This window comes from Dermatophilaceae bacterium Soc4.6 (assembly GCA_039889245.1).
Classification (GTDB): Bacteria; Actinomycetota; Actinomycetes; order Actinomycetales; family Dermatophilaceae; genus Lapillicoccus.
In genome coordinates this window covers 1,383,413-1,398,269 of record JAZGVH010000002.1, presented here as the reverse complement: position 1 = coordinate 1,398,269, position 14,857 = coordinate 1,383,413, and the positions used below count along the sequence as shown (strand labels likewise).

The window sequence follows — 14,857 nt, the reverse complement described above, 5'->3', positions numbered from 1 at the left end:
ACCAAGTGCTCCAGATAACCGTCAATGGTCGACTCGAGCATCTGCGTGGCTCCGCCCTCGGGTTCCGCAACCTCACCAACTACATCGCCCGATCCCTGCTCGAGAGCGGCGGCTTCAGACCGCAACTACACCCTGCTTTGTGAAGAGCCGGTTTGCTTCCGGCGGCTTCTGGGTGCTTGGCCGTGCTGACTCCGCTCATCGTCACGGTCAGCCACCCCGCTCTTGAGGGCAGCTTCGGACTGACCGAGCTCCAGGTTGGTTACTGGTCTGCTACGTCCTGGGGACTCAAATTAGAAGGTGAATGGGGCGATGGCAGCCTCTTGGACAACGGAGGGGATGACACCGACCTCCGTGTGCAGGGTGTTCGGGAAGACCCGGAATTCTTTGCCGCACTAGCGGCGGATTGGCTCGAGGCGCAACTGCTCCGGCCGGTCGAACGTGCGGAATGGCTTAAGGGCGCGAGGGTCGTGGCTTACCGAGTTCGCTTAGCTGGCGGTGGTCAGACGCTGGCCACACAAGGATCGTGGCTGAGGACACGTCGTAGCCCCAACCGGACAGTTGCTTTGAGCTAAAGGCGGCTCCCGGGTCTGCATGGACACGGTGGGCACTCGTCCCGCCGCTCGCCCTGCACCTCGCCGGTTACCCCGGGCTGAGCTGTCGACGGGCCGCTCTCGCGACGCAGTGGGACGTCCGCTCTCGCGGCGGAAAGACACGGCCGCTCTCGCGGCGGAAAGGGGCTACCTCGACGAGCGCTTGGAGCCGGCTCTAGCGTGGCGGGGTGATGTTCAGTCGAGACCTTCGCAAGCGGGTTGCCGGCGGCGGCGTCACGGTGTCGATCCGGCTGTGGAGCAGGCCGCAGGTCAAGTTCGGTGGCCGCTACCGGACCTCCGGCGTCGTCCTCGCGATCGACTCCATCGAGGTGCTGCCCTTCTCGGCCGTCACCGACGATGATGTGGCCGCGTCAGGCGAGGCCGATCTTGAGGCTCTTCGTGACCGGGCCGCCCACTCTGGCCCGATCGGCGATGACACCCTCGTCCACCGAGTCGAGTTCCACGTCGTGTAGCGACTTCGCGGCGGCTAGACGCAGGTCCGGGTGTCCGGCTCATGCCCAAGATCGGCGGGTGCCTAGTCCGACTTACGACCCCAAAAGCGGCGCTTTGGACTTGGTGTGCCAGCGTCCGGCCACGGGCTGAGCGCTTCCGCACGTTGGCCGAGCGCGGCATCCGCGTCCTGCGAGCCCTCCAGTTCGTAGAAGCGCTCATCGAGCATCCCCAGCACGTCGTCGGCCTCGGAGGCATCGTCGAGCACCTCCGCCCGTTCATCGGCAGTCGAAGGGTTCGCAGTACCGAAGATGTCCAAGGCCTCAACCAGAACCTGTCGCCAGGGCTCACCCAGGGCGCCATCGACGATCGCAAGTGCATCGGGCGCCGTGTCTGCGCCCCAGAAGCGCAGGTAAGAGTCAAACCCTCCCGAGTTCACCGCTTGGCGAAGGTCGCACACGGCGAGCAGTTGCCGCTGTTCGTCACTGAGAGGACGATGGCAGCGGCCACGAGAAACTGCCCGGAGGCGGCCATATAACTGCCCGGTAGCGGCCACGAAAAGTGCCCACTGACGGTCACGGGATCTGCCCGACACGAGTTCGTTGGCCTCACCGCATGTAGCGGTTGAGGCCCCTCCTGGGGTGCGGTGGCGGTGCTGATGCGCCGACCGCCCCCAGGAGGGACACCATGAAGTCTGCCGAGGAGATCATGAACATGTTGGAAGCCTTCGACCTGACGGGGTCGTTGCGGGACGCCGGGGAGTTGTCCGGGGTCTCGCACCACACCGTCGGCCGGTACGTCGCCGCCCGCGAAGCGGGCGCCTTGTCTGACCGTCCCGCCGCGAGACCGCAGCTGATTGAGGAGTTCCTCCCGAAGATCGAGGAGTGGATCGAGCGGTCGAAGGGCAAGCTGCGCGCGGACCGGGCTCACGAGAAGCTGCTCGGCCTCGGGTACACCGGGTCCGAGCGCATGACCCGGCGGGCGGTCGCGGCGGTGAAGCGGGACTACCGCCTCGGCCGGGTCCGCGTGCACCGCCCCTGGGTGACGGAGCCGGGGATGTGGCTGCAGTACGACTTCGGCGACGGCCCCGTCATCGACGGCGTGAAGACCACGTTGTTCATCGCGTGGTTGGCGTGGTCGCGGTTCCGGGTGGTCCTGCCGATCCGGGACAAGACGATGCCGTCGGTGATGGCTGCGCTCGACGTGACGCTGCGCCGGCTCGGTGGGGCCCCGACGTACGTGTTGACCGACAACGAGAAGACGGTCACGACGGAGCACATCGCCGGGATGCCGGTGCGTAACCCGGGGATCGTCGCGTTCGCCCGGCACTACGGCGTCACGATTCACACCTGTGTACCGGCGGACCCCGCGTCGAAGGGTGGGTCGGAGTCGTCGGTGAAGATCGCGAAGGCCGACCTGGTCCCGAAGGACACGAACCTGCGCGAGGAGTACACCTCGTTCGCCGAGCTCGAGGCTGCGTGTGAGGAGTTCTGTGACCACGTCAACACCCGGGTCCACCGGGTCACTCGTCGGGCCCCGGTCGAGATGCTCGCCGAGGAATGCACCCGGCTGCACCCCATCCCCACCGTCCCGCACACCGTCGCGTTCGGCGTGACCCGCACGGTCCCGCCGAGCACCCCGATGGTCTCGTTCGAGGGTGGGCAGTACTCCGTCCCGGCCCGGTTGCTCGGTCAGGTCGTGTGGGTCCGCGTCCACGGGCAGGGCGCCGACGAGAAGGTCGTGCTCGTGCACGTCGGGCTGACCGGGCCGGTCGAGGTCGCCCGTCACGCCCGCGCCACTCCGGGCAGCCCGAAGATCAACGACGACCACTTCCCCCACGCCCCGGTCGGATCGCTGGAGCGGAAACCGTTGGCCCGTAACACTGCTGAGGTCGAGTTCCTCGCCATCGGTGACGGTGCCCGGCTGTGGCTGAGCGAGGCCGCGGCCGCGGGGACGACGAAGATCCGGGTGAAGATGGCCCAGGCCGTGACGTTGGCGAAGTTGTTCGACAGGAAGGACGTCGACTGGGCGTTGGGCCACGCCGCAGTCCATGCCCGGTTCGCCGAGGCCGACCTTGCGTCCATCCTTGACCACCACCAGCACACGAGCAGCGGCACGCGGAACGCTGCGGTCAGCCGCGCGGGGGAAGACGGGTCCTTGACCCAGGGCACCGCCAGCTGGGCCGCGCTCGGCGCTGCGCCGGCGTCGCTTGCGCCGACAGGCGGCGACCTCGCGAGCACGGTCGACGATGGTCGACCGGAGGTGACCTCGTGAGCCGCGCGACGACGACACCCACGGTCCCGGCGCTCGGTGTCCCGGCCCCGCCGCCACTTCCCGACGACCTCGAGACGCTGCTGCGACGGCTGCGGTTGCCGCACATCCGCCGTCACGCCCCTGAAGTCGTCGCGACCGCGAAAGCCCAACGGTGGGAACCGGTCGAGGTCCTGCGGGCCCTGCTCGGTGAGGAAGCCGCCGGCCGGGAACGCTCAGCCCTCGCGACCCGCCGCAGCACCGCCGGGTTCCCCACCGGGAAAACGTTCGACGTGTGGGACCCGCAGGCCTCCTCGATCCCGGCGCCGACCCAGCAGGCCCTGCGGACCTTGGAGTGGGTCCACCGGCGGGAGAACCTCGTCGTGTGCGGGCCCTCCGGCACGGGCAAGACGTTCCTGCTCGAGGCCCTCGGCCAGCAAGCCGTCGAGGCCGGGCTGAAGGTCGCGTGGTTCACCCTCGAGGACCTCGGGATCCTGCTGCGCCGGCACCGTGCGGACGACACGGTCACCCGTGCGATCGCCCGGGTCCTGCGAGCAGATCTCGTCGTGGTGGATGACATTGGCCTGCTCCCGGTGGCGAACGACGCCGCCGAAGGGTTGTACCGGCTGGTCGATGCCGCGTACGAGAAGCGGTCCATCGCGATCAGCTCGAACCTGCACCCGGCCTCGTTCGACGAGCTGATGCCCAAGACCCTCGCGACCGCGACCGTCGACCGGCTCCTGCACCACGCCCACATCTGTCAGACCACCGGCGACAGCGTCCGCCTCACCCAAGCCCTCGCCGGCCAGGGGGTGAACCCGCTGACCTGACCCCCAACACCGGACCGACGGTGGCCAGCACTGGGCAGATCCCATGGCCACCACCGGGCAGTTCTCGTGACCGTCACCGGGCAGGTCTCACGACCGCCCCTGGGCAGATCTCAATGGCCCTTGACACCAAAGTCGCCGGCCCTTCGGGGCCGGCCCTTCATTGAGGCACCCCGAACGCCTCCGTGCCGGTGTTGTAGAAGATGGTCGCCGGCCCTTCGGGGCCGGCCCTTCATTGAGGCTGCATCTCCTCAGCGGAGAGCTGGATGACCTGAGGTCGCCGGCCCTTCGGGGCCGGCCCTTCATTGAGGCAGGCTGTGGCACTCGGTGGGCCCGGTCCACCAGTGGGTCGCCGGCCCTTCGGGGCCGGCCCTTCATTGCGGCCGGGTCCACGTCAGCGACGCCGCGACCTGCGCGTAACCCGGTCGCCGGCCCCTCGGGGCCGGCCCTTCATTGAGGCACGATCGAGTTCATCGGGTCGTCCGTCGCCCTTGGCACGTCGCCGGCCCTTCGGGGCCGGCCCTTCATTGAGGCGTCATCTGCCGCAGGAACGTGTTCGCGGTGCCGGGGATGTCGCCGGCCCTTCGGGGCCGGCCCTTCATTGAGGCGCAGACGGGGCCGCCGCGAACGACTGGGCACGCAGGGGGTCGCCGGCCCTTCGGGGCCGGCCCTTCATTGAGGCCCGCGGCACTACGGCCTCGGTGTCCTCCTGTCCGACGACGTCGCCGGCCCTTCGGGGCCGGCCCTTCATTGAGGCCTCCTCGACCAGGTCCGTGGCCGGTGGTCCTTCACCGGTCGCCGGCCCTTCGGGGCCGGCCCTTCGTTGAGGCGCAATGGAAATGGCCGACCTCGAACGGTGGCTTATGTCGCCGGCCCTTCGGGGCCGGCCCTTCATTGAGGCCCGTCGGAGTCGACGACCTGACGACCGAACGACTTGGTCGCCGGCCCTTGTCAAGGACAGCCCTTCGGGGCCGGCCCTTCATTGAGGCCCGTGGCAGGGCACGAAGACCAGCCAGTACGGCCAGGTCGGGTCACCGGCCCTTGACACCTTCGGGGCCGGCCCTTCATTGAGGCCCCTCCTGTAGGAGACCATCGGCGTAGGCGTAGGCCGCGTCGCCGGCCCTTCGGGGCCGGCCCTTCATTGAGGCGTCGCATGGGTCACCCGGCGAGATCAGCTCAGCTGCAACGTCAAGAGCGCCGGTTCGTAGACGATCGTCTACGAGACACCCGGCTGGAGTCTTGGTGTCTGTGACTGGCAGCGGTAGGTGGCGCGCTTCTCGCATCGCTATGTGGCCGACGGCCGGTGCTGGCCTTGCAGGTGGGGGCGCAGGACCTCCCACCGTTGCTGCGCGACCGCGTGCTGCTGGGGACTGAGCCCGGTCAGCGACATGGCCTTCGCACCCCGCTCACCCAGATGGAGCCGGGACGTCGAGGCCGGCGGCTGCCAGCTTGTGGTGCTGGCGCACTGCGCGGTAGACGGTGGAGCGACCGATGCCGAAGAGCTCGGCGAGCTCGCCCGGGGAGTGCTCACCGCTGGCGTGCAGGGTCACGAGGTGGGCTTCCTGGCGGGGGCTGAGCTTGGGCTGCTTGCCCTTCAACCGGCCTTTGGCCTTGGCCACGGCCAGGCCTTCGCGGGTGCGCATCCTGATCAGGTCGGACTCGAACTCCGCGACCATCGCGAGCACGTTGAACAGCAACCGCCCAATGGGATCAGTGGGGTCGTGGCGCGCGCCACCGAGGTCGAGGGCGACCTGGCGTTCGGTGAGCTCGGCGAGGATGTCGCGGGCATCGGGCAGGGAGCGAGCGAGGCGGTCGAGCTTGGTGACGACCAGGACGTCGCCGGCACGGCAGGCAGCCATCGCCTCACGCAGACCGGGCCGGGCCCGGTTGGTGCCGGTCAGGCCGTGGTCGACGTAGATCCGGTCCGCCTCGACGCCGAAGCGGATCAGGGCCTCACGTTTGGAGGTGAGGTCCTGCCCAGGTGGTGGAGACCCGCGCGTACCCGATCTTCAGTCCCGACATGACCGCCAGTGTGTGCCGCAGGAACCCCCTCTGCGGGACTTCTCACCGGACGGGTCTTACGGGACTGTCGATGTGACCGTGTCCAGCCCGAAGCGAGGGGAGAGCCGCGGCCCGGCTCATCGTCCCGTAAGACGTTCGCCTATCGGGACAGCAGTCAGAGCTGCGACGCGTTAGGTTCCGTGAGACCCCTCGCTCCAAGGCGACCACGTCTTGGCCTGCCTGCGACCAAGGCAGTTGCCGTCGCCGCGGTGTCCCGGTTGAGTTCCCTAACTACGGCTGTGTCGGGCGGTTGGGTCTGCTTGCTTCACGACGTATCCGGATGGCTACGATCCCAAAGATCGCCGTCATCACGACCTCGATGACGGTCGTGATGACGATCCAACTCACCTTTTGGGAGACAAACGCTCCCCGTAGCATGAAGAAGGCGTTCACCTGCGTACCGGCATAGACCAGAAGGCGGCTATCTGATATGCACGGAATAGCCTTGAGAGCGCAACCCCCCAATAATAGATTCATTATTGAAGCCGCCAAAGTAGTGGCGAGCATCTCGACGGGTCACAATTTCTATTCCCGACCTGATAGTAAACCCCCTGCCACCATAAGATATTGACCGAATGTCTTCTCGATGGATAACTGCTCCCCGAAGGATAAGCCCTAGGCCGAATCTAGGTCGAAACTGAAGTTGGTCACGAGTGACTTCCAGTCGAACAAGCGGCCCGCTAAATCCTATTCCTCGCCTGAACCAACTGCCCACGAATGTGAGGGTTGGCTGGGTATTGGGAGATTCCGAGGTCATCGCACGAAACTGCCTTCGAACGTATTGCTTGAATGCATACGTGGATGTTACATCAGTCCTTGTTGTTGTGTTAGTGGCTGGCCGCTGCACTGGAGGACGCGCTGGCTTGCCTGCGCCGCGGGGACACGCTGGTTGGTCACCAAAGCTGGGCCGGCTGCGGTTCCAGGACGCCCTGCGCCGGGCAAGAACCGGTTCTACAAGCGGGTGCCGAAATTCCTCGACGAGGGACGCGCGGATCTGTTCACGACCTTCTGAGCAAGAGACACGACCCTCCTATCCATGGGCACCGCACGAACCGCGCTGACGTCCTGCTGTCCCGGTGGACGATCGCCCTACGGGACAGGCTCACTGGGCCCAGAGGGTGCCGCTAAAGGTTCCTCAGCCAGTTAGGGGAGGGCTCAGTGGAGCTGGACCGAACGGTGCAGTACTCACGAGGAAAGCAGTGCTCTCCGACTGGAGGTCGTCGTCGTGGACTACGGCGGCCGCCTGTCGTCCACCCCCGGGGGAGGATGCAGGCTGACCTCGGGGCGTGGCGTCGTGGCAATCGCAGTGCCGGTCGAGCTCGTCGTAGATGGGTCGGTCAACCAGCTGTCGTCTGAGGACCTTCGCCTTGCCGCGGTGGCTGGCGTCAGGGTGTCTCGCGTGGGGTAACCCGAGGCCGGTGAGCAGGATGACGACAAGGCGTCGGGGGTTGAACCTTGGGTCGTCGCGATCACCGATGCAGAGGTTACCGACGCCGTGGAGGAGCTCCAGCGCCCCGATGTCGGTGCGGAGCTCCCCCGCCTCGGTTGCTGCCTCGAGGAGGACGTGTTCCGGCCTGAGTGGGTCGCCCACGTCAAGCCGGTGACGGTCCTGTCCGACCTGGAACGGCTCGTCGACGAGCTGCGGGGCCTGGAGGGCCAGGTGGAAGGGGCCATCCACACGGCCCGCCGTCACGGTGCGTCGTGGAGCCAGGTCGGACGTGTCCTCGGTGTCAGCAAGCAGGCCGCCCAGCAACGGTGGGGGTAGGGGTCCAGACCGTCCGTCCAGACCGTCGACAACGCACCGCTTGCGGCTGGCCAGCGTGGCAGAGACCGACCGGTGCGGGCGGGCGCTATCCACAGCCGCCACCTTTCCTGGCGGATATCCACAGGGCACGTGAAGGTTGACGCGCGACACGGAGAGCCGGGTGCAGAATTGGTGGTGCACTAGCGCCCGGCGGCCCGCCGCTCGGGTTCACCGGTCACACCCACGGGCCGCCCCTTGACGCACTCCAGCGTCGGCCGGGGCCGGGTGGGGGGATATCGCCACCTGTCTGGCCCGCACGCCCATGTCGGCGGGGTGGACGAGAGACGGAAGGCATCTCGACCGGTGGTCCTGGCGGCGGCCCGCAGGGGAGTGCTGCGCGCCGGCCGGGTTCGGCGTCGAGGCGGGTGCCGGTGATGCATCTGGTGCAATACGCAGACTAGACAGTGACATAGTCTTGATTATCGGCACGAATTTGTTCCTCGCGCTAACGCAGTTAGTGCCCGCTTCTGATAACGCCCTGCTGGCGAGGCGGCCGGCTCACTGTTGGCGGCCACGATGTCAGCCCCAAGCTGTTCGAGACGCTCCACCCGCGCAGTGAACGGGCAGCACCTCATGGTAGGACGGGCAGTCTGTTGCGAAGTAACTGTCCACTCGGAGCGACGGGGCGGCATAAGGGAGCAAGAGGTGGCGGCGGGAAGAGGCGGCCGAGGCCTCGACCCAACTGGCCCGGAGGCAGCACCATGACCGCTAGTAACCCATCCACCTTTGAGGACGCGACGGGCGAGGCTGCCCACCTTTGGTCTGTTCAGGACCTGTCGCGCTACCTTCAGATCCCGGTCGGCACGATCTACCAGTGGCGGCATCGCGGTGAGGGCCCGCCGGCGCTGCGGTTGGGTAACCATCTGCGATGGGAGCCTGATGCCGTCTACCGTTGGGTCACGAGCAGGCGATGATCGCCCTCCCGATGTCCAGAACTTCTCAAACCGGGGGCTCGCCCTGAGGCGGTCAGAGAGGAGATTGGCGTGGCTTCGGTAGTGAGACGGCCCAACGGCCGGTGGCAGGCCACGTACCGGGTCAGGGGTCGTGAGTTCTCGCGGACGTTCGACCGCAAGTCTGACGCGACGGTGTGGGCGCAGGCTGCGACTCAGGAGGTTCTGCGTCAGTCCTGGGCAGACCCGCGGTCCTCGAAGATGACGGTCTCTGCGTGGATGAACAGATGGCTGCCCACCCGCGAGGCAGACCTGCGAACGACCTCCTACGAACGGCTGACCTCGATCTGCGAGCAGCACATTCGCCCCACGTGGGGGAACCGCGCGCTGGACGACGTGTCCAACCTGGAGATTCGCGAATGGGTGGTGACGCTGCAGCACGACCTCGCCTCCCGGACCGCCCGCAAGGTCGTCCTGGTCCTGCGTCAGCTGCTCGACGCCGCGGTCGACGACCGTCGGTTATCGGTCAATCCCGCTGCCCGCGTCCCGCTACCCCCCAACCAGGGCAGCGACCGCGACTGGATGGACCTTGGGCAGGCGGAGGCCATGCGTGACACCATTCGGCCTGAGTTTCGGGTGGTGGTCCTCCTCGGGTACTGGTGCGGGCTGCGGATGGGCGAGATCGCCGCCCTGCGTCGCAGAGACGTCGATGTCCTGCGCTCGAGGATCAAGGTGGAGCGCACCGCTCAGCAGACCGCGGACGGCGTGACCTTTGGGCCCCCCAAGACCCGCGCTGGTCGGCGGGCTGTTCCGGTCGCGCGCACCGTCATGCAGCAGATCGTGGAGCACCTGGCGCTGCACACCGGACCGGAGCCGGAGGCGTTGGTCGTGACGACGTCGACTGGGACGCCCATCCTGCGTCAGAACTTCATCCGACGGGTCTGGCAGACCGCCGTCCGCGACGCCGGGCTCCCGCCAAGCCTGACCCCGCACAGCATGCGGCACGGGTTCGCCTCACTCCTCATCGCCGGCGGTTTCTCGCTCAAGGAGGTCTCGCAGTGGTGCGGACACGCGTCCACGGGGGTCACCCTCTCGGTGTACGCGCACGTCGCTGCAGAGTCCGAGGACGACGCGCCGGACCGCCTCGAGGCGTTGATGAGCCGGGGCCCGAGGGCCCGGCCAGAGCGGGGCAGCTTGACAGACCACGGAATTTCCACGGAATCTGTCACCAGTGGGCTCTCCCTGAGCATGGTCGAGGAGATGTCCTGACCGGCATCAGTGCAGGTCAACGGCCTGCAGCAAGTGGTGCCCCCGGCAAGATTCGAACTTGCGACACCCGCTTTAGGAGAGCGGTGCTCTATCCCCTGAGCTACGAGGGCGGGGAGCGGACGGTCCGGGCCGAGAGCCCCGCGGGCTCCGGGTGCGCTGACCGCGCGAGGTCGAGGATATCCGACCGGGGCGGTCGCCGAGCCCCCGCCCCAAGCCACCGTCATGCGCCGTCACGCGAGGTCACGCCAGCCCACGGCGCCTCCACGGAGTGCGGAGAACGAGACGGGCGGGTGGGGGAGCACCCCACCCGCCCGTGCCGGCATACGGGGTCCTACTGCTTGTTCGCCGCGGCGATCGAGAGCGCCAGGGCGTCGACGACGGGGGAGCCGAGGCCGCTGGCCGCGTCCCACCCGGTGCCGGCGGTGAAGCCGCCGAGGCCGAAGTCGGAAGAACGAGTCACGAAGACCTCCCCTTGGTCAGGGCCCCGGCGTCCGGTCGGTCGGCGGTGCCACCCTGATGGGGTAGAACGACCAGAGGAATTGGCCGTCAAGAAGTTGCTTGGCAAAACCTTTGCCAAGTGCGGAGGGAGTTCGCTGACCAAGCCGGACAAACCGGCCGCATGAAGGGTGGGGACCGTGCCGGAACGCAACCGGGTCACGCCCCTCGGTGACGTCGTCGCCATCGACCTCCGCGGCGCCTGGACCGGCAACCGCGGCATCATCCACGAGGGCTCCAGTGGTTCCAGCGGTCATCACATCGTCCGCAGCCACACGACGACGGCTTGGATCGTCTGCGCCCTCAGCTACCGCGACCAGGTCGCTCCCCGCTGGGAGCCCGGCCGGTGGACCGCCCTCTTCTTCCACGACGAGGCGGTCGCCCTCGCCGCCGGGCACCGCCCGTGCGCCCTGTGTCGGCGGCCCGCCTTTACGGCCTACCGCGACGCCGTGCGCACGTCGTTGGGCGAGGCGGATCTCGCTGCGCCGCAGCTGGATCGGCACCTGCACGCCGAGCGGCGCGACCCCGCGACGAAGCAGCGCCGGCAGCACACCGAGCCGTGGGCCGGGCTGCCCGACGGTGCCTTCGTCGTCCACGAGGGGCAGCCGTCGCTCGTGCTCGGCGACGGCCTACGAGTGTGGACGACGCGGGGGTATGCCGAGCAGCAGCCTCGCCCTCGGCGCGGGCTGGCCGCGGCCGTCACGCCCCCGACCAGCCTGGCCGCTCTGCGAGCGGGCTACTCCGTGCAGATCGGCGCCTCCTGAGCGAGCGCCCTCAGGCGGCCGCCGCGAGGTCGCTGGTCAGCGTCACGTCCGAGGCTGCCGGAGCCGTGATCGTCACCGGAGCGCCCCAGCCCGAGTAGGTCGTGACGATCGACTTGCCGGCGATCGTGAGGGCCATCTTCTGGGGGAGGCCCTGGCTGTCGATGGTGTAGTCGAAGGTCACCGCCTGCCCGCCTGCCTTGGCCAGGGAGGGCTGCTTCTTGGCCAGCTCGGCGAGCTGCGCCGCGCTCAGGTCGACCGTGTAGGTCGTCGACGTGGCACTGGCCGCCGTGACCTCGGCCTTCGCGTCGGCGAGGGAGGACAGCCCGGTCGCCGGGTCGGACGACGCCGACGACGACTGCAGGCTGGTCACGAGCGGTCCGAGCTGCTTCGACAGCTTGTCGGTGCCACGGGGGTCGATCTTCAGCCACCGCGTCTTGGCGCCCAGGGTCTTGGCGACCCCTCCGCCGAGGTAGGCCTGCTCGTCGACGACGAGCACCTCGACGCTCATGCCGGCCACGTCGACCGACTCGCGCACGCTCTGCGCGTGCAGGTCGAGGTCGATCTGCACGGCGCCCATGCCGGCCACCGACGAGGTGACGTGCACGGTGCCCTTCGACGTGCTCGCTGCCGCCACCGCCTTGCTCACCACGGCGAAGTCGACGGTGTCGCCGACCGTCACCGGGGCCGTCGTCGCGGCCGTCGTCGTCGCGCCCGCGACGGGTGCGGAGGCGGAGGCGGCGAACGCCGTCGATCCGCTGCTGCTGGCCGACCCGCACCCGGCGAGGCCGATCGTGGTCAGGAGGACGGCGGCAGACAGGACGGACTGCTTCATGGGTGGCCTCGACGGTCGCAGGTGATGGCGGTGGAGCAATTCTGCCTGCCACCGCACCATCGCGTGGGAAAACCACGTCGAAGACGGCGTGCGGGCACGACAGAGCCCCGCGGTGGCGAGACCGCGGGGCTCCGGCTCGAGTCTATGGGGCGCCCGCCCCGAGCGGGCGCCGACTCAGCTCGCGGCCTGCAGGGCCTTGACCTCGTCGCGGGCAGCGACGACCTCGCCGTGCTGGCGCTGGATGACGGTGCGGAAGCCGTCGCTCAGGTCGTCTTCCTTCAGGGCCTTCTCGTACTCCGACACGGTGTGGTTGTCACCCGAGACGGCGGCGTCGAGCACACCCGAGGGCTTGTCGCCCGTGAGCGCGTCCTTCAGCGACAGCCAGCCACGGTGCACCGCGGCGACAGCGGAACCGCTCTCGTCCACGTCGTCACCGTAGGCGTGGCCCAGGCCGACGATCTCCTGCGCGAAGGCCGCGCGCTGCTGCTCGAAGCGGCGCATCGTCTCGGCCCACTCCGGGCGCTCGCTGTCGGCCAGCTTCTCCGCGGAGGCCGCGTAGCCCTTCTGGCCGTCCTTCAGGGTCTCGACGAGGTCCTTGGCGATCTTGGCGTCAGCGCTCATGTCCATCTCTCCTTCGTGCTGCCACGCGAGGTTGTGGTCAGCGTCGATGGTTCACCTACCCGGGCGGTGGGGCGGCAAACGCCCTCGGACCCGAGGCCTGGGTCACACGGGCCTCACACGCGGGCGTCAGCGCTGCGGGTGGACCCGCAGCCCTCAGGCTGCGCGACGTCACCCGTCGCGTCGGGGTCACGCCCAGGGCCGCTACCGTCCCTTCGCCGACCGCGAGAGCATCCTGTCGGCCGTCGTGGCCCGGCCCGCCCGGCCCCGACCTGCCGAGACCATTCAGCCGGCGGTCGAGCGCACCGTCGAGCGCGCCGTCGACCCGGTCATCGCCGGCGTCCTCGCCTCACGCAGAGCTGGTAGCCGGCCTCACGGTTGGCGGCGCACGGGGTTGGCTGTCGGTGGCGGGGGGCATGGTGACCGCATGACGCAGCAGACCCCCACCCAGCCCACCCCCGAGCAGCCCACCCCCGACGCGAGCACCGAGCCGGAGATGCTCGGCGCCACCGACGCCACCACGTCCACCGACGACCCCTCCCTCGAGAAGGACCCGTCCGACTGGGTCAGCGGCGGCGACCCCATCACCGAGTCGCAGAAGAGCTATCTGGACACCCTCGCCCGTCAGGCCGGCGAGGAGCTGCCCGCCGACATGACCAAGGCGGAGGCGTCGCAGCACATCGACCGGCTGCGCAGCGCGACCGGCAAGGACTGACCCGGCCCCGACGACCCGGCCTCCGGCGCGGTGCTCAGGGCAGCGCGACCCGGGCCCGCAGCACCAGCTCGAGCTCGAACCGCACCTGCGGGTCGTCGAGCGCGTCGCCGAAGAGCTCGCGCAGCTGACCGACGCGGTAGCCGACGGTCTGGGGGTGGATGCCCAGCTCGTCGGCGACGGGGGTGCGCTGACCCCAGTGCCGGAGCCACGACAGCAGCGTCGTCTCGAGCTTGTCGCGGGAGGCGCCGCGCAGGGTCGCCAACGGGGCGAGCCGCTTTGCGCCGAGGTCGTGCAGCGCCCCGGCCTCCGCGCCGAGCACGATGTCGGTCAGGTGCTCCTCGACCCACAGGGCCCGCCCGGGCTGAGTGGGGTCCTCGGCCCCGAGCACCGTCATGGCCGTCGTGGCCAACCGCAGCGACTCCGGCACGTGGCGCCAGTCCCGGGCCGGGCCGACCACCGCCAGGCGACCCTTGAGGGCCGACTCGAGCTGCCGCCGCGCCTGCGCCGACTGCGGGGCGGGCACCAGCCCGACGGCGTCGGTCTCGCGGGCCATGACGATCGAGCGCGGTCCGAGCGCGAAGCGTGAGCCGGTCGCCTCGCCCGAGGGCAGGATGACGGCCACCAGGGTCGCGGGCAGCGACCACCCGGCCGCGGTCGCCGCCTGCTGCACCGCCACCTCGTCGGCCTGCCCGCGCAGGATCAGCTCGAGCACCTCGACGCGGCGCCGGTCGGTCTCACCGGCCCGCTCCGACTGCTCGAAGGCGAAGCCCTGTGCGCTCGCGGCCGACACCTCCTCGATGTAGACCAGGATCGACTCGCTGAGCGCGATGAGCATCGGGGCGTCGTGCCCGCCGGCCATCGCCGCCTCCGAGAAGCGCCGCACCGTCACCCGCGTGCCCAACCGATAGGCCGCGAGCAGGCTGTCGAGGGTGCGGCCCTGGCGCACCTCGCCGCGCCCGAGCGCGACGTAGACGTCCCTCGCCTGCTCTGACAGCGCGTCGCGCGAGGTGCCCGGCAGGGCGAGGAAGCTGGTGAGGGCGACCTCGGTGCCCCGGCGCACGGCCTGCCCGAAGCGACCCTCGAAGGGCCTCGCATAGACCGGCACGCCGTCGCGGATCCCGGCGATGATCTCCTCCACCAGCGCGGGGAGCGTGGGGCGCAGGAGAGTAGCGATTTCAGCGGGGAGTGCCAACCATGGTGGCCGTGAAGAACCTGTGACCACGGTCTCATCCTCATTTTTATCTTCTCGAAACAGTCTAGACGTCCACACTGTATGCCGCTGCACGAGATCC

Annotated in this window: 14 protein-coding genes, 1 tRNA gene, 1 pseudogene and 1 CRISPR repeat array; of the genes and pseudogenes, 9 read left to right on the top strand and 7 right to left on the bottom strand. The window is 69.0% G+C overall.

The window, feature by feature from the left end; genetic code table 11:
• Window positions 1–5 precede the first annotated feature (5 nt).
• Window positions 6–143, top strand: coding sequence for a hypothetical protein (locus V3N99_06415; protein MEO3936377.1), 138 nt, complete (start codon window positions 6–8; stop codon window positions 141–143).
• A 635-nt stretch (window positions 144–778) separates the two neighbouring features.
• On the top strand, window positions 779–1,063 hold the full coding sequence (locus tag V3N99_06410) for a hypothetical protein (GenBank protein MEO3936376.1): 285 nt from the start codon (window positions 779–781) through the stop codon (window positions 1,061–1,063).
• 62 nt (window positions 1,064–1,125) lie between these two features.
• Here the strand turns inward: V3N99_06410 and V3N99_06405 are convergent, their stop codons facing one another.
• The gene (locus tag V3N99_06405) at window positions 1,126–1,596 is read right to left on the bottom strand and encodes a DUF4375 domain-containing protein (protein MEO3936375.1); all 471 of its coding nucleotides are present in this window, start codon (window positions 1,594–1,596) and stop codon (window positions 1,126–1,128) included.
• Window positions 1,597–1,727: 131 nt separating this feature from the next.
• Here V3N99_06405 and istA point away from each other — a divergent pair, with 131 nt between their 5' ends.
• On the top strand, window positions 1,728–3,314 hold the full coding sequence (istA, locus tag V3N99_06400) for an IS21 family transposase (GenBank protein MEO3936374.1): 1,587 nt from the start codon (window positions 1,728–1,730) through the stop codon (window positions 3,312–3,314).
• Window positions 3,311–4,120, top strand: a complete 810-nt coding sequence (istB, locus tag V3N99_06395) for an IS21-like element helper ATPase IstB (protein MEO3936373.1) — start codon at window positions 3,311–3,313, stop codon at window positions 4,118–4,120. Before istA ends, istB begins: the two co-directional genes overlap by 4 nt.
• Window positions 4,121–4,251: 131 nt before the next feature.
• A CRISPR array of direct repeats spans window positions 4,252–5,265; the repeat unit is 27 nt; unit sequence CCTTCGGGGCCGGCCCTTCATTGAGGC.
• Between the two features lie 258 nt (window positions 5,266–5,523).
• Here istB and V3N99_06390 read toward each other — a convergent pair.
• Window positions 5,524–6,139: pseudogene (locus V3N99_06390) on the bottom strand (recombinase family protein).
• Between the two features lie 1,534 nt (window positions 6,140–7,673).
• Here V3N99_06390 and V3N99_06385 point away from each other — a divergent pair.
• The 3 genes from V3N99_06385 to V3N99_06375 all read left to right on the top strand — a co-directional run bounded on the left by V3N99_06385 (window position 7,674) and on the right by V3N99_06375 (window position 10,141).
• On the top strand, window positions 7,674–7,943 hold the full coding sequence (locus V3N99_06385; protein MEO3936372.1) for a hypothetical protein: 270 nt from the start codon (window positions 7,674–7,676) through the stop codon (window positions 7,941–7,943).
• Window positions 7,944–8,683: 740 nt separating this feature from the next.
• Window positions 8,684–8,896 carry a helix-turn-helix domain-containing protein gene (locus tag V3N99_06380; GenBank protein MEO3936371.1) on the top strand — a complete coding sequence of 71 codons (213 nt, stop codon included), beginning with the start codon at window positions 8,684–8,686 and terminating at the stop codon, window positions 8,894–8,896.
• Between the two features lie 237 nt (window positions 8,897–9,133).
• On the top strand, window positions 9,134–10,141 hold the full coding sequence (locus tag V3N99_06375) for a tyrosine-type recombinase/integrase (protein MEO3936370.1): 1,008 nt from the start codon (window positions 9,134–9,136) through the stop codon (window positions 10,139–10,141).
• 34 nt (window positions 10,142–10,175) lie between these two features.
• On the opposite strand, the gene V3N99_06370 is transcribed toward V3N99_06375, so the two are convergent.
• Both V3N99_06370 and V3N99_06365 read right to left on the bottom strand, forming a co-directional pair.
• Window positions 10,176–10,251, bottom strand: a tRNA-Arg gene (locus V3N99_06370).
• A gap of 221 nt (window positions 10,252–10,472) precedes the next feature.
• Window positions 10,473–10,601 (bottom strand): hypothetical protein, encoded by a 129-nt coding sequence (locus tag V3N99_06365; protein ID MEO3936369.1) that lies wholly within the window; start codon window positions 10,599–10,601, stop codon window positions 10,473–10,475.
• A gap of 175 nt (window positions 10,602–10,776) precedes the next feature.
• On the opposite strand from V3N99_06365, the gene V3N99_06360 reads away from it, so the two are divergent.
• Window positions 10,777–11,400: a hypothetical protein gene (locus V3N99_06360; protein MEO3936368.1), complete on the top strand. Its 624-nt coding sequence runs from the start codon at window positions 10,777–10,779 to the stop codon at window positions 11,398–11,400.
• A 10-nt stretch (window positions 11,401–11,410) separates the two neighbouring features.
• On the opposite strand, the gene V3N99_06355 is transcribed toward V3N99_06360, so the two are convergent.
• A complete protein-coding gene (locus V3N99_06355; protein ID MEO3936367.1) occupies window positions 11,411–12,232 on the bottom strand; it encodes a hypothetical protein in 822 nt (273 codons plus the stop codon).
• 174 nt (window positions 12,233–12,406) lie between these two features.
• The gene (locus tag V3N99_06350; GenBank protein MEO3936366.1) at window positions 12,407–12,853 is read right to left on the bottom strand and encodes a PA2169 family four-helix-bundle protein; all 447 of its coding nucleotides are present in this window, start codon (window positions 12,851–12,853) and stop codon (window positions 12,407–12,409) included.
• Between the two features lie 493 nt (window positions 12,854–13,346).
• On the opposite strand from V3N99_06350, the gene V3N99_06345 reads away from it, so the two are divergent.
• Complete coding sequence (locus tag V3N99_06345) at window positions 13,347–13,565, top strand: DUF3072 domain-containing protein (protein ID MEO3936365.1); 219 nt, start codon at window positions 13,347–13,349, stop codon at window positions 13,563–13,565.
• Between the two features lie 34 nt (window positions 13,566–13,599).
• Here V3N99_06345 and V3N99_06340 read toward each other — a convergent pair whose 3' ends face one another.
• Entirely contained in the window at window positions 13,600–14,703 is a 1,104-nt protein-coding gene (locus tag V3N99_06340) for a helix-turn-helix domain-containing protein (protein MEO3936364.1), read from the bottom strand.
• Window positions 14,704–14,857: the final 154 nt, after the last annotated feature.

Bases quoted from the DNA above. Each gene is read 5' to 3' on its own strand.
- V3N99_06345 (MEO3936365.1), top strand. From the start codon at position 13,347: ATGCTCGGCGCCACCGACGCCACCACGTCCACCGACGACCCCTCCCTC.
- V3N99_06380 (MEO3936371.1), top strand. From the start codon at position 8,684: ATGACCGCTAGTAACCCATCCACCTTTGAGGACGCGACGGGCGAGGCT.
- V3N99_06375 (MEO3936370.1), top strand. From the start codon at position 9,134: ATGACGGTCTCTGCGTGGATGAACAGATGGCTGCCCACCCGCGAGGCA.
- V3N99_06355 (MEO3936367.1), bottom strand. From the start codon at position 12,232: ATGAAGCAGTCCGTCCTGTCTGCCGCCGTCCTCCTGACCACGATCGGC.
- V3N99_06350 (MEO3936366.1), bottom strand. From the start codon at position 12,853: ATGAGCGCTGACGCCAAGATCGCCAAGGACCTCGTCGAGACCCTGAAG.
- istA (MEO3936374.1), top strand. From the start codon at position 1,728: ATGAAGTCTGCCGAGGAGATCATGAACATGTTGGAAGCCTTCGACCTG.